The sequence below is a fragment of the Pseudomonas fluorescens genome (assembly GCF_000967965.1).
GTDB lineage: Bacteria > Pseudomonadota > Gammaproteobacteria > Pseudomonadales > Pseudomonadaceae > Aquipseudomonas > Aquipseudomonas grandcourensis.
Genome location: NZ_LACC01000014.1, coordinates 139116 through 152675, shown reverse-complemented (window position 1 = coordinate 152675; position 13560 = coordinate 139116). Strand labels below are relative to the sequence as shown.

Annotated in this window: 12 protein-coding genes; 11 read left to right on the top strand and 1 reads right to left on the bottom strand. The window is 60.3% G+C overall.

Annotated elements, in window-relative coordinates; all coding sequences use genetic code 11:
• Positions 1–84 precede the first annotated feature (84 nt).
• A complete protein-coding gene (locus tag VC35_RS12840; RefSeq protein ID WP_046040457.1) occupies positions 85–864 on the bottom strand; it encodes a hypothetical protein in 780 nt (259 codons plus the stop codon).
• 441 nt (positions 865–1305) lie between these two features.
• Here VC35_RS12840 and VC35_RS12835 point away from each other — a divergent pair, with 441 nt between their 5' ends.
• The 11 genes from VC35_RS12835 (at position 1306) to VC35_RS12785 (ending at position 13518) form a co-directional block, all read left to right on the top strand.
• Positions 1306–2082 carry an ABC transporter substrate-binding protein gene (locus tag VC35_RS12835; RefSeq protein WP_046040456.1) on the top strand — a complete coding sequence of 259 codons (777 nt, stop codon included), beginning with the start codon at positions 1306–1308 and terminating at the stop codon, positions 2080–2082.
• Between the two features lie 97 nt (positions 2083–2179).
• Positions 2180–2869, top strand: a complete 690-nt coding sequence (locus VC35_RS12830; RefSeq protein WP_046040455.1) for an ABC transporter permease — start codon at positions 2180–2182, stop codon at positions 2867–2869.
• A gap of 13 nt (positions 2870–2882) precedes the next feature.
• The gene (locus VC35_RS12825; protein WP_046040453.1) at positions 2883–3581 is read left to right on the top strand and encodes an ABC transporter permease; all 699 of its coding nucleotides are present in this window, start codon (positions 2883–2885) and stop codon (positions 3579–3581) included.
• Positions 3582–3590: 9 nt separating this feature from the next.
• Entirely contained in the window at positions 3591–4703 is a 1113-nt protein-coding gene (locus VC35_RS12820) for a succinylglutamate desuccinylase/aspartoacylase family protein (protein ID WP_046040451.1), read from the top strand.
• Between the two features lie 18 nt (positions 4704–4721).
• A complete protein-coding gene (locus tag VC35_RS12815) occupies positions 4722–5492 on the top strand; it encodes an ABC transporter ATP-binding protein (protein ID WP_046040449.1) in 771 nt (256 codons plus the stop codon).
• 127 nt (positions 5493–5619) lie between these two features.
• On the top strand, positions 5620–6528 hold the full coding sequence (locus tag VC35_RS12810; RefSeq protein ID WP_046040448.1) for a MurR/RpiR family transcriptional regulator: 909 nt from the start codon (positions 5620–5622) through the stop codon (positions 6526–6528).
• Positions 6529–6836: 308 nt separating this feature from the next.
• On the top strand, positions 6837–7178 hold the full coding sequence (locus VC35_RS12805) for a hypothetical protein (RefSeq protein ID WP_046040447.1): 342 nt from the start codon (positions 6837–6839) through the stop codon (positions 7176–7178).
• 100 nt (positions 7179–7278) lie between these two features.
• Entirely contained in the window at positions 7279–8535 is a 1257-nt protein-coding gene (locus tag VC35_RS12800) for a TolC family protein (protein WP_046040446.1), read from the top strand.
• Complete coding sequence (locus tag VC35_RS12795) at positions 8532–10016, top strand: efflux RND transporter periplasmic adaptor subunit (protein ID WP_046040445.1); 1485 nt, start codon at positions 8532–8534, stop codon at positions 10014–10016. The genes VC35_RS12800 and VC35_RS12795 overlap by 4 nt, the downstream gene beginning before the upstream one ends.
• A complete protein-coding gene (locus tag VC35_RS12790) occupies positions 10013–13171 on the top strand; it encodes an efflux RND transporter permease subunit (protein ID WP_046040444.1) in 3159 nt (1052 codons plus the stop codon). Before VC35_RS12795 ends, VC35_RS12790 begins: the two co-directional genes overlap by 4 nt.
• Entirely contained in the window at positions 13168–13518 is a 351-nt protein-coding gene (locus tag VC35_RS12785) for a copper-binding protein (RefSeq protein WP_046040442.1), read from the top strand. Before VC35_RS12790 ends, VC35_RS12785 begins: the two co-directional genes overlap by 4 nt.
• The last annotated feature ends 42 nt before the right edge of the window (positions 13519–13560 follow it).

The following is a 13560-nucleotide window of genomic DNA, read 5'->3' as shown; positions in this document are numbered from 1 at the left end:
TTGCGACTCTTTGCCGATACGTCCCTCAAGCTCCCGGGACGTTTTCTACGGTATGCCTGCCGTGTTCATTGCGAACGTGCAGGTTCAGTTCTCGACCTCAACCGCGTCGAAATCCGGGGCGTCCGCCACATTCTCTCTGGCGTCCTTCGCCTCAACTTTGGCGGCCTCTCTGGCCTCCTTCGCCTCGGCTTTGGCCGCGTCCCTCGCGGCATCCGCGGTAGCCCGGGCAGCATCCCTGGCGGCATCTGCGTCGGCCTTGGCCGCGTCCCTCGCTGCATCTGCAGCGGCACGGGCAGCGTCTCTGGCGGCGTCTGCGTCATCGTCCGCTACGCCAGCAGCTTTTGCGGCATCCCGGGCGGCGTCCGCGTCAGCCCTGGCGGCGTCCCGGGCGGCATCTGCAGTGGCTTTTGCCGCATCACGGGCTGCATCCGCAGTCGCTCTGGCCGCATCACGGGCTGCATTGGCATCAGCCCTCGCAGCGTCCCTGGCTGCATCGGCGGCATCGTGATCAGCGTCGTCAGCGTCGTTGTCATGGGCATTGCCCGGGCCTCTGTTCCCGGCCACACCACCATGGTCAGCATCGCCGCGCCCCGGACCTCCATGACCGTCGCCGTCATGGCCTGCAGCGCCATGATCGCCACCCTCTCCGCCATGGCCGCCAGCACCGTGACCGCCACCGCCGTCACCACCGTGACCACCACCTCCAGCGCCGCCACCGCCACCGTGACCTCCACCGCCTCCACCGCTGCCGCCATCCTTGGCATACACGCTGGAGAAACTACCGATGTAATCAGGCACCAGGACAGTCGATGCCGACAGGACTCCGCCGATGGCCAGAGCCAACAAACATTTCTTGAGCAGCATGATGCACCTCCGCATGGAGTTGCGTACTCATCTCCGTATCGAACGCAATGTCCAGTGAGTTCCCGGCCGCCCATTGGAGCAGCCGGCCAACCGGCACGGCCATCAATCTGCAGCATTATCGAACCACTGCGGTATCCGCACGATCCCTGAAAGCCAGTTGGCATCGTTGCGCGGGAAACATTCCCACATTTTTTGGATAAGTGCGTTCAGCCCGAGTTCAAAAAAACAGAATCAGGATCTGACGCATGGGTTGGGCAACAACTTCAACCTGACCCATTTGGAGCATCATCACGCCTCAATCTGACATGTTTATTTTCAGTTATCTTGCATATTGATTTTTATTGTGTCATTTATAGCCTCGCCGATCACAGGACTGATCCACCGCGCCAACCCGGATGGCGGGCATCCGTTTCCCCCAAATGCCTCCAGGGAGTCAACAATATGAACAAGACAGAACTTCTAGGTGCTCTGGCGCTATGCGCTTTCAGCCTCCTGGCACATGCCGACGAAGACAGCCTGCGTATCGGTATCGAAGCCGCCTACCCGCCCTTCTCCTTCAAGACACCCGAAGGCAACGTCAGCGGGTTCGATTACGACATCGGCAACGCCTTGTGCGAAGAAATGAAGGTCAAGTGCGAGTGGGTCATTCAGGAGTTCGACGGCATGATCCCGTCGCTCAAAGTGCGCAAGATCGATGCCGTGCTGTCGTCGATGTCGATCACCGAAGACCGGATGAAGTCCGTGGACTTCAGCAAAAAGTACTACCACACGCCGGGCAAGTTCGCGATGAAGGCCGGCAACGTGATCAATGACCCCTTGGTGGACCTCAAGGGCAAGAAAGTCGGGGTGCAACGCTCCTCGACTTACGATCGTTTTGCCACCGAGCAACTGGAAAAAGCCGGCGTCGTCGTGGTGCGCTACGGCTCACAGAATGAAGCCTTCCTCGATCTCGCCTCGGGTCGTCTGGACGCCACCCTCGCCGACATCGTCAACACCGATGAGAGCTTCATCAAGACACCCGCCGGCCAGGGCTTCGCGCTCACAGGGCCCGACATCAACGACCCGAAATATTTTGGCCGAGGCGCCGGGATCGCCGTGCGCAAAGGCGACAGTGCCAACGTTGCGCGCCTGAGTGCGGCGATTGACGCCATTCGCGCCAATGGCAAGTACCAGCAAGTGATGGCCAGGTACTTCGCGTTCGATATCTACGGCGAGTAAGCCTTACCCCTGACCCAAGACCCGGCGCCGGCCCATTGCAGGCGTCCCTTGGGGCTTGTCTTGCGCGCCTCGCGGCGCTCGCTTGAGGAACTTCATCATGCTTCACGGCTACGGATCGAGCATTCTCGATGGCGCCTGGCTGACCATAAACCTGGCCCTGACGTCCATGTCCATGGCGATTGCCCTGGGCCTGATCGGCGCGGCCTTTCGCTTGTCACCGCTCAAATGGCTGGCCCTGCTCGGGGAAAGCTACACCACCCTGATTCGCGGCATTCCAGACCTGGTGCTGATCCTGCTGATCTTCTACGGCGGCCAGGATCTGGTGAACCGAATTGCCCTGGCGCTCGGTTACACCCGCTATATCGACATCAACCCCTTTATTGCCGGCGTCTGCACCATGGGCTTCATTTTTGGCGCCTACCTCTCGGAAACCTTTCGTGGCGCCTTCATGGCGATCCCCAAGGGTCAGGCCGAGGCTGGCGTGGCCTATGGCATGGGCGGTGCGCAGGTGTTCTGGCGAATCCTGGTGCCGCAGATGATTCGCTTCGCCATCCCCGGGTTCACCAACAATTGGCTGGTGCTGACCAAATCCACTGCGCTGATCTCCGTGATCGGCTTGCAGGACATGATGTTCAAAGCCAAGAACGCAGCGGATGCCACACACGAGCCATTTACGTTTTTCCTCGCGGTGGCAGCGCTGTACCTGATGCTCACCAGCCTGTCCTTGCTGGTGCTGCGCTATCTGGAAAAACACTACTCGGTCGGCATCAAAGCCGCCGAATTGTGAGGGGGAGCCACCCATGATTCTCGACTACAACCTGATCTGGGAAAACCTGCCGCTGTACTTCAATGGCGCCTTGTTGACCCTCAAAGTCCTGCTCATTTCCCTGGCGCTGGGTCTGGTATTGGCGATGCCACTGGCGCTGATGCGAGTGTCGCGATCGCCGCTGATCAACTTCCCGGCCTGGCTCTATACCTACGTGATTCGCGGCACGCCGATGCTCGTGCAATTGTTCCTGATCTACTACGGCCTGGCGCAGTTCGAAGCGGTGCGCCAAAGCGTGCTCTGGCCTTACCTGTCCAGCGCCACCTTTTGCGCCTGCCTGGCCTTCGCGATCAACACCAGCGCCTATAGCGCCGAGCTGCTGGCCGGCAGTCTGAAAGCCACCCACCCTGGCGAGATCGAAGCCGCCAGGGCCATGGGCATGTCACGCCTGACCCTGTATCGCCGCATTCTCATGCCATCGGCCTTGCGCCGGGCATTGCCGCAATACAGCAACGAAGTGCTGATGATGCTGCAAACCACCAGCCTGGCCTCCATCGTCACCCTCGTCGATATCACCGGGGCCGCGCGCACGGTCAGCTCACGCTTCTATCTACCGTTCGAGGCGTTCATCACCGCCGGCCTCATCTACCTCGCACTGACCTTCATCCTGGTGCGCCTGTTCAAGCTGGCCGAGCGCCGCTGGCTGGCGTACCTGGCACCGCGCAAGCACTAAGGAGCTGCTATGGAGCACATTCAATACCTGTTGCCGTGGAGTGCCTCGGGCACCGAGCGAACGCTGTCACTGTTTCGTTTTGGCAGCGGACCGCGCAAGGCCTACATCCAGGCGTCACTGCATGCCGACGAATTGCCGGGGATGCGCGTTGCCGTCGAGCTCAAGCGCCGTCTTCTGGAACTGGAAACCCAAGGCCGCCTGAGCGGGGTGATCGAGTTGGTGCCCATGGCCAATCCGATCGGTATCGCCCAGATGTTCCAGGCCACCCATCAGGGGCGCTTCGAGTTCTCCAGCGGCAAGAATTTCAATCGCGACTTCCCGGTGTTGGTCGATGCCATTGCGCCACTGCTGGAAGGCCGATTGGGCGACGATGCCGATGCCAACATCGCACTCATCCGCCGCGCCATGATCGATGCCCTGGTCGCCATGCCGGCACCGACCTCGGAACTCGACGGCCTGCGCCGCCTGTTGCTGCAGCATGCCTGTGACGCCGATGTGGTGCTGGACCTGCACTGCGATTTCGAATCGATCATGTTGATGTATGCGATGCCACAAATCTGGCCACGCTTGCAATCACTGGCCGCTCGCCTCGGCGCGGGGGTCACGTTATTGGCCGAAGATGCGGGCGGCAGTGCCTTCGACGAAGCCTGCGCCATTGCATGGTTACGCCTGGCCGAGCTGTTTCCCGAAGCCAATATTCCCCTGGCGTGTGCGGCCACCACCATCGAATTGCGGGGCATGGCAGACACCGAACGCGAGCAATGCCTCGACAGTGCCCAAGCCATTCTCGGGTATCTCGCCGAACAAGGCCTGATCAGCGGTGAATGGCCAGCGGCACCGCCGAGCCATTGCCAGGCCATGCCATTCGCCGGCGCGCAGTACGCCTGTGCGCCCCACCCGGGTGTGGTGAGTTTTCTGCAACCGCTGGGCGCCCGGGTCAAGGTCGGCGATCCGCTATTCGAAGTCATCGACCCGCTGACCGACCGCCATAGCGTGGTGAGCGCCAGCACCGACGGCATTCTCTATGCCCGCGAACGGCTGCGCTTTGCCCAGCCTGGATTGTGGCTGGCCAAGGTTGCAGGCGTCACCCCCATTCGCCAGGGTCGCTTGCTCAGCGACTGACTCCAGAGAGTTCAAACCATGTACAAACTTGAAGTTCGAGACCTGCATAAAAGCTACGGCGCGCATCAGGTGCTCAAGGGCGTTTCCCTGCAGGCACAGGCCGGTGACGTGATCAGCATCATCGGCTCCAGTGGCTCTGGTAAAAGTACGTTCCTGCGCTGCATCAACCTGCTGGAGCAACCCAATGCGGGCAATATCGTGCTCAATGGCGAACCGCTCAAGCTGGTGGCCAACAAGCTCGGCGGACTGAAGGCGGCCGAACCCAAACAGTTGCAACGCATGCGCTCGCAACTATCGATGGTGTTTCAGCACTTCAACCTGTGGTCACACATGAGCGCTCTGGAAAACGTCATGGAAGCGCCAGTGCATGTGCTGGGCCTGGGCCTGGGCAAGAAAGAGGCACGGGAAAAGGCCGAGCACTACCTGGACAAAGTCGGTGTGGCGCACCGCATGAACGCCTGGCCGGCGCATATGTCCGGTGGCGAGCAGCAGCGCGTGGCCATTGCCCGCGCACTGGCGATGGAACCGCAAGTGATGCTGTTCGATGAGCCGACGTCGGCCCTCGACCCCGAACTGGTCGGCGAAGTGCTTAAAGTCATGCAGGATCTGGCGCAGGAAGGCCGCACCATGGTGGTGGTGACTCACGAAATGGGCTTTGCCCGCGAGGTTTCGAACCAACTGGTGTTCCTGCACAAGGGCATGGTCGAAGAGCGCGGCGACCCGCGTGAAGTGCTGGTCAACCCGCAGTCCGAACGCCTCCGGCAGTTTCTGGCCGGGAGCCTGAAGTAACGCCGCCCCCCACCCATGCACTGCTCGGCGCTGCCCAGACAAGGTTGGCTTCGGATACACTCCGGCCAACCTTGTCAGGGCATCAGGCACAGCCCTTCTCTCACCTTCAGGAAATGTTGAGCCGGATATGCCCACCCCATCGAAAGACACCACTGTCTATGCCGCGCCGGTCATGCGCAAACTGACGGAAATCGTTTCCGATCTGCCGCCGTCACTGCGCAAGGTCGCGGACTTTATCCTGCGTCACCCGCTCAAGGCCGCGACGCTGACCATCGAGGAGATGGCTCACGAAACATTGACCTCACCCGCCGCCGTCAACCGTCTGGCCAAAGCCCTGGACCTCGGTGGCTACAGCGGCATGAAGGCCGAGCTGGTCGCAACGTTGCAGCAGATGGTGTCGCCGGTCGACAAGCTGCGCAACGAACTTGCCCATCGCCCCGGCGGCGCGTTTGGCCTGCATGAACAACTGCAGAGCGCCAGCAGCAACCTGGCCACTGCGGCGAGCAACAACCACGCCGACACCTTCGAAGCATTCGTCACTCGCCTGATCAAAGCGCGCAAAATCTACATCCTGGGCTTTGGCAACAGTGTCTACTTCGCCGGCCTCGCCGCGTCGACCCTGATGCCCTTCTGTGCGGACGCCACGGCCATCAGCATGGAGGGTGGTAACGAAAACGCCGCTTACCGCCTGGCCGCAATCACCGACCAGGACGTGCTGCTGGCGATCGCCCTGCCGCGCTACTCCCTCGACACCCTGCAACTGGCACGCTTCGCCAATGAACGCGGCGCATCGGTGCTGGCAATTACCGACTCACCTGCCTCGCCGCTCACCGGCATTGCCCAGCACACGCTGTTTGCGCCTTGCGATCACCCGGTGCTGACCAGTTCCAACATCGCCGTACTGGCCTTGATCGAAGGCCTGGTCGCCGGCGTGATGGCGCGCAATAAAGAAGCGGTCAAACTGGCAACCGAACTGACTGAAAGCGTGATGTCGTACCTGCACATCCCTGCCAGCGGCAAACCAGCAAAAAAGTGAGCGATGGGCATCCAACGCCCGCTTCTTGCTGATTGCGGTCTGGTGCGACCTCCAGCGTGAAGATTCGTGCAAAAACCTCAGGTAACCGTGCGGTCTTTCGCACAAACCACCATGGATAGGCTGGATTGCGGCAGGAAATTTCAACGCATGTCGCTTGTGGGTCATTGCACCTGCTGCGTAAACCCTCTGTCAGCGATAATGCTGGCTTAATACAGATACGGTGATATCGCCTGAGTCAGGGCCTTCGGCAGGCTGTGAGAACATCCATCCAATTGTAAGAGCCCATTTCAGCCACTACACTCCAGCCCATGAAACGCTACCTGCGGTTTTGCCTCATTTTCGTGATTAGCCTGGTGCTTCCCCTCAGCGGGATGGCGGGTGTTCAGGCGCCCACAGAACCGTGCCCGATGAAGACAATGGGCATGGCGATGATGGATGACATGGGAATGGACTGCTGCAACGACATGAAAAGCCCGACAGAGCATGGCAAGCCCTGCAAGCCGGGCCAGGAATGCAAGACTGGCGGCATGCTGCAAGTCTCGATCCTCAAGCCTCCTGTCACCGTGTTCAGCCCCGTAGTGGTTTCCTTCTTCAGTGATTCCCTGCCCGTACAAACCTCGTCCGGGGTATGGCGACCGCCTCGCGTTTGATTCCTGTCCAACATTGAGCCTCATTCCGCATTAGCGGGATGGACTGGCTGCGCGCATGTCTTTTTGACGCGTGCAGTGGATGATCACAGGAATCGTAAACATGAACTCCAAGTGCTATTGCACAGGTTGGTCCCTCGTGGCCGGTCTGGCGGCAAGCGTACTGGCATTGCCGAGCTTCGCTGCCGCATTGACACTCGATGAAGCGCTGCGGCTGGCCGAAAACAATGCGCCGTCGCTGGCTGCTCAAGATGCAAAGATTCAGGCTGCCAGCAGTGCGGCTATTCCAGCGGGTGAATTACCCGACCCCAAGTTACTGGCAGGTGTGCAGAACTACCCCATCGGTGGCCCGGATCGCTGGAGCATCAACGACGACTTCATGACCATGCAAATGGTCGGGGTCAGGCAAGAGATGCCCAACGGTGACAAACGCAAAGCTCGCATCGAGGTCGCCAACGCCGCCGTTGATCGCGCTGCCGCCGAGCGTCGGGTTGCACGACTGAACGTGCGCCAGTCCACGGCATTGGCCTGGATCAGCAGCTACTCGGTCGAGCGCAAAGATGCGTTGTTCCAGGACTTCTACAAAGAAAACCGTCTGCTGACCGATACCGTCCGGGCCCAGATTGCCGGTGGCCGCGCTCAACCCGCCGATGCGGTGACGCCCAAGCAAGAAGCGGCTCGACTGGCGGAGCAACAGGACGATCTGGTTCTCCAGAGAGCGCAGGCCCGAGCGGCCCTCAAACGCTGGATTGGCTCCGCCGCCAACGACAAGCCTGTGGGCAGCTTGCCGCAGTGGCCTGTCGATTCCTCAAGCTACACCCATAAACTGCAACACCACCCCGAGTTGGCCGCGTTTGCGCCGATGACCCGCGAAGCGCAAGCCAAGGTTCGTGAAGCCGAGTCGGAGAAAAAGTCAGACTGGAGTTGGGAGCTTGACTATCAACATCGCGATCGCCAGTTCGGCGACATGGTCAGCGTGCAATTGTCCTGGGACTTGCCGCTGTTTCCTGACTCCCGGCAAAACCCCAAAATCGCAGCCAAACAGGCTGAACTCAACCAGCTTGAGGCTGAGCGCGAAGCCCTGTCACGCGAGCACACTCAGCAACTGGAAAACGAACTGGCTGACTATGAGCGCCTGAATCGTGCGGTAAGCCGCAACCAGGAAAGCCTGCTGCCGCTGGCCAGGGAAAAGGTCGATCTCAGCATGGCCAGCTACCGTGCCGGCAAGGGCGATCTAAACGCCGTTGTTGCCGCCCGACGAGAACTCATCGAAGCCCGACTCAAACAGATCGATGTGGAGGAGCAACGAGCCCTGACCAGTGCGCGTCTGTTTTTTGCTTATGGGGAGTCCAGCCAATGATCCTTGAAAAATGGAACCGGGTATTGCTGGTTGGCATCTCGCTGGCATTGGGTGTTGCCGGTGGCTACTGGCTCGCTCACCAGCGCATGAGCGAAATACCAAGTACCGCCCCGGAGCAGAGCCTCAATTCACCGGATGAACGCAAGGCTCTGTATTGGTATGACCCCATGTACCCGCAGCAAAAGTTCGATAAGCCGGGCAAGTCGCCTTTCATGGACATGCAACTGGTCCCCCAGTACGCCAGCGGCGTCGGGGATCGTGCGACCGTCAGTATCGATCCGGGTCTGACCCAGAATCTCGGTCTGCGTTTTGCGACTGTCGCTCGTGGAAATTTTGAGTCCAGCCTCGACGTGACCGGTGTCCTGGCGTTCAACGAGCGGGATGTCGCGGTGATTCAAGCTCGTACAGCGGGCTTTGTGGAGAGGGTCTATGCCCATGCACCCGGTGACCTGCTCAACGCCAATGCGGCACTGGCGGATATCCTGGTGCCGGAGTGGGCGGCTGCCCAGACAGAGTTCCTTGCCCTCAAGCGCAACGGTGATGCCGATCTGTTGGCTGCGGCCCGTCAACGACTGCGGCTCACAGGAATGCCGGTTGCGCTGATCACCCAGGTAGAGCGCAGTGGCAAAGTCCAACCGAACCTGACCCTCACCAGCCCCATCAGCGGCGTGCTGCAAGAGTTGAACGTACGTGCGGGTATGACCGTGGCGGCTGGCGAGACTCTGGCACGCGTCAATGGCTTGAGCAGTGTCTGGCTGGCCGTGGCCGTTCCGGAATCGGATGCCGGAGCCATCACCATGGGGCAGGCAGTCGAAGCGCGCTTGCCAGCCTTTCCAGGGGCAACGCTCAGTGGCAAGGTCAGCGCGATTTTACCCGAGACCAATCCGGACAGCCGCACCCTTCGCGTACGTGTCGAGCTACCCAATCCGGACGGACGCCTGAGACCAGGTTTGACGGCGCAGGTCCGCCTGAATCGTGCAACTGAGCAAAGTGTGTTGTGGGTGCCGAGCGAAGCGGTGATTCGCACTGGCCGCCGTGCCCTGGTGATGCTCGCCGAAGACGCCGGTCGCTACCGCCCGGTGGAGGTGCAACCCGGGCAGGAAAGCGATGGCAAGACGGCGATTTTGAAAGGTCTGGAAGAAGGCCAGAAGGTGGTTACGTCTGGCCAGTTCCTCCTCGATTCCGAGGCCAGTCTCAAGGGCATTGTTGCTCGTACGGAGGAAGAGTCGCCACCCAGTGGAGCAGCCGCCGGTTTGCATGAGGCGGATGGGCAGATCGTTGAGATCAATGAAAAAGAAGTCACGCTCGCCCACGGCCCTTTCAAGACACTGGGCATGCCTGGCATGACGATGACGTTCCCACTCGCCAGTCCGGCGCTGATGCAGGGCCTCAAGGCGGGTGACAAGGTTCGGGTCGCAGTGAGCCAGACCGACGATGGCTTGCGTGTCGAGCGCCTGGATAAATCGGGGGGCCAGCCATGATTGCTGCCCTCATTCGTTGGTCTGTGGCCAACCGGTTCCTGGTGCTACTGGCGACGTTGTTCGTTACGGCTTGGGGTATTTGGTCTGTACAGAGCACGCCCATCGATGCGCTGCCAGATCTCTCGGATGTGCAGGTGATCATCCGCACCCCGTATGCAGGACAAGCGCCACAGATTGTCGAGAATCAGGTGACCTATCCGTTGGCCACCACCATGCTCTCGGTGCCGGGCGCCAAGACCGTGCGTGGTTACTCCTTCTTCGGTGACAGCTTTGTCTACGTGCTGTTTGAAGATGGCACTGACTTGTACTGGGCCCGCTCGCGGGTGTTGGAATACCTGAGTCAAATACAAAGTCGGTTGCCGGCCAGCGCCAAGCCAGCGTTGGGGCCGGATGCGACGGGAGTGGGCTGGATCTACCAGTACGCACTGGTGGATCGCAGTGGTGGACACGACCTGGCGCAACTGCGCGCGCTTCAGGACTGGTTCCTCAAGTTCGAACTCAAGACGCTGCCGAACGTTGCGGAGGTGGCCACGGTGGGTGGCATGGTCAAGCAGTACCAGGTACAGCTTGATCCGCTGAAGCTGGCCAGCCTCGGCCTTACTCAGGCCGCGGTGACCGAGGCTATCGGCAAGGCCAATCAGGAAACCGGTGGAGCCGTGCTGGAGATGGCAGAGACCGAGTTCATCGTGCGGGCTTCCGGTTACTTGAAGACGCTCAATGACTTTCGGGCGATTCCACTAAAACTGGGTGCGGGTGGTGTGCCGGTGACCCTTGGCGATGTCGCCACGATTCAGTTGGGCCCGGAAATGCGCCGTGGCATCACCGAACTCGACGGCGAAGGCGAGACCGTCGGTGGCGTGGTGATTTTGCGCAGCGGCAAGAATGCTCGCGAGACCATCGCAGCGGTCAAGACCAAGCTCGACGAACTGAAAAGCAGTCTGCCGGCCGGGGTGGAAATCGTCACCACCTACGACCGTAGCAAGCTGATCGACCGCGCGGTGGAAAACCTCAGCCACAAACTGATCGAAGAGTTCATCGTCGTCGCGTTGGTCTGCGGGATCTTTCTCTGGCACTTGCGCTCATCGCTGGTGGCGATCATTTCGCTGCCGGTGGGGGTGCTGATTGCCTTCATCGTCATGCGCTACCAAGGGATCAACGCCAACATCATGTCCTTGGGCGGGATTGCCATCGCCATCGGCGCCATGGTCGATGCCGCCGTGGTGATGATCGAGAACGCCCACAAGAAGATTGAAGCGTGGCACGTGGCCAATCCTGGAGAGGAACTGAAGGGTGAACGTCATTGGCACGTGATGACCGAAGCCGCGGCTGAAGTGGGACCAGCGCTTTTCTTCTGTCTGTTGATCATCACCCTGTCGTTCATTCCGGTGTTCACCCTGGAAGCTCAGGAAGGACGGCTGTTTGGCCCATTGGCTTTCACCAAGACCTACGCCATGGCCGCAGCGGCGGGATTGTCAGTGACCTTGGTGCCGGTGCTGATGGGCTACTGGATTCGAGGACGAATTCCCAGTGAACAACAGAACCCGTTGAACCGGTGGTTGATTCGAATCTATCAGCCGGCCCTGGACGCGGTTTTGCGTCGACCGAAGATCACGCTGCTGGTCGCGCTATTGGTTTTTGTCAGCGCGCTATGGCCAATGTCGCGCTTGGGTGGCGAGTTTCTACCCCCGCTGGACGAGGGCGACCTGCTCTATATGCCTTCTGCCCTGCCGGGATTGTCGGCGCAGAAAGCGGCGCAACTGCTGCAACAGACTGACCGTTTGATCAAGACCGTGCCAGAGGTCGAACACGTCTTCGGTAAAGCCGGTCGTGCCGAAACCGCCACCGACCCGGCACCGCTGGAAATGTTCGAAACCACCATCCAGTTCAAGCCACATGAGCAATGGCGCGCCGGTATGACCCAGGAAAAACTGGTGGAAGAACTGGATCGCGTGGTGCGCGTGCCCGGCTTGACCAACATCTGGATACCGCCGATTCGCAACCGTATCGACATGCTGGCGACGGGTATAAAGAGCCCGATCGGTGTAAAGGTTGCCGGCACCAACCTGACGGAAATCGATGCGGTCACCCAGGCGGTCGAGCGAGTGGCCAAGGATGTACCCGGTGTCAGTTCGGCCCTGGCCGAGCGGCTGACTGGCGGCCGCTATATCGATGTCGATATCGACCGCAAAGCCGCCGCCCGCTATGGGCTGAACATCGCCGATGTGCAGTCCATCGTGGCCGGTGCCATTGGTGGTGAAAACGTCGGCGAGACCATTGAAGGTCTCGCACGTTTCCCGATCAACGTACGTTACCCACGGGAGTGGCGCGACTCGCTCGGCGCCCTGGAGCAACTGCCGATCTACACCCCGTTGGGGAGCCAGATCACCCTTGGCACGGTAGCGAAGGTCAAGGTCAGTGACGGCCCACCGATGCTCAAGAGCGAGAACGCACGGCCTTCAGGCTGGGTGTACATCGATGTGCGCGGCAGGGACATTGCTTCTGTGGTCGCCGATCTACGCCGGGTCGTCAATGAACAGGTCCGGTTGCAGCCAGGCATGAGCCTCAGTTACTCAGGACAGTTCGAGTTTCTCGAAAGGGCCAACGCACGGCTCAAACTGGTGGTGCCTGCCACGCTGCTGATCATCTTCGTGTTGCTTTACCTGACTTTTGCCCGATTCGATGAGGCCCTGCTGATCATGGCCACCCTGCCATTCGCACTGACTGGGGGGGCATGGTTTCTCTATCTGTTGGGCTTCAACCTGTCGGTCGCCACCGGGGTCGGCTTCATCGCCTTGGCCGGTGTTTCCGCCGAGTTCGGCGTGATTATGTTGCTCTACCTGAAAAACGCCTGGGCCGAACGTGAAGACCTCGGTGACAGCACTGAACGCGGGCTGGTTGCGGCGATTCGTGAAGGCGCTGTGCAGCGCGTGCGCCCCAAGGCCATGACTGTGGCGGTGATCATTGCCGGTCTGCTACCCATCCTGTTGGGCAGCGGCACCGGCAGCGAAGTCATGAGCCGTATCGCCGCGCCCATGGTCGGCGGCATGGTTACGGCACCCTTGCTATCCCTGTTTGTCATTCCGGCAGCGTATCGCCTGATGCGCCGCCGGCACCTTCTGCTTGTACCCACCACACCTCAAGGAAAAGTCGTATGAAACTCACCCTGATTGCAGTCGCAAGCACCGTATTCGCGCTATCACTGTCTGCCCACGCGCAGGACATGCCGGGCATGAAAATGGATGGCATGGAAGGCATGCAGATGAAGCAGGAAACAAAACAGGCTCCGGTCTCCAATGCCGAAGGTACGATCAAGGCTATCGATACTACGAAGCATACGGTGACGATCGCCCACGGCGCCGTTCCCGCCCTGCAATGGCCGCCGATGACGATGGCCTTTTCCGTGACGCAAGATCAGTTGTCGGGGTTGGTGCCTGGAGACCGGGTATCGTTTTCCTTCCGGCTGGAGGGTAACAGCGCCTCGATTGTGTCCATTAACAAGTAAATTCCGGTGGTGGAAGTGTCCGGCACATTTTGTCGTGCCGGA

Bases quoted from the DNA above. Each gene is read 5' to 3' on its own strand.
- VC35_RS12790 (WP_046040444.1), top strand. From the start codon at position 10,013: ATGATTGCTGCCCTCATTCGTTGGTCTGTGGCCAACCGGTTCCTGGTG.
- VC35_RS12840 (WP_046040457.1), bottom strand. From the start codon at position 864: ATGCTGCTCAAGAAATGTTTGTTGGCTCTGGCCATCGGCGGAGTCCTG.
- VC35_RS12810 (WP_046040448.1), top strand. From the start codon at position 5,620: ATGCCCACCCCATCGAAAGACACCACTGTCTATGCCGCGCCGGTCATG.
- VC35_RS12805 (WP_046040447.1), top strand. From the start codon at position 6,837: ATGAAACGCTACCTGCGGTTTTGCCTCATTTTCGTGATTAGCCTGGTG.
- VC35_RS12815 (WP_046040449.1), top strand. From the start codon at position 4,722: ATGTACAAACTTGAAGTTCGAGACCTGCATAAAAGCTACGGCGCGCAT.
- VC35_RS12825 (WP_046040453.1), top strand. From the start codon at position 2,883: ATGATTCTCGACTACAACCTGATCTGGGAAAACCTGCCGCTGTACTTC.
- VC35_RS12830 (WP_046040455.1), top strand. From the start codon at position 2,180: ATGCTTCACGGCTACGGATCGAGCATTCTCGATGGCGCCTGGCTGACC.
- VC35_RS12785 (WP_046040442.1), top strand. From the start codon at position 13,168: ATGAAACTCACCCTGATTGCAGTCGCAAGCACCGTATTCGCGCTATCA.
- VC35_RS12835 (WP_046040456.1), top strand. From the start codon at position 1,306: ATGAACAAGACAGAACTTCTAGGTGCTCTGGCGCTATGCGCTTTCAGC.
- VC35_RS12800 (WP_046040446.1), top strand. From the start codon at position 7,279: ATGAACTCCAAGTGCTATTGCACAGGTTGGTCCCTCGTGGCCGGTCTG.
- VC35_RS12820 (WP_046040451.1), top strand. From the start codon at position 3,591: ATGGAGCACATTCAATACCTGTTGCCGTGGAGTGCCTCGGGCACCGAG.
- VC35_RS12795 (WP_046040445.1), top strand. From the start codon at position 8,532: ATGATCCTTGAAAAATGGAACCGGGTATTGCTGGTTGGCATCTCGCTG.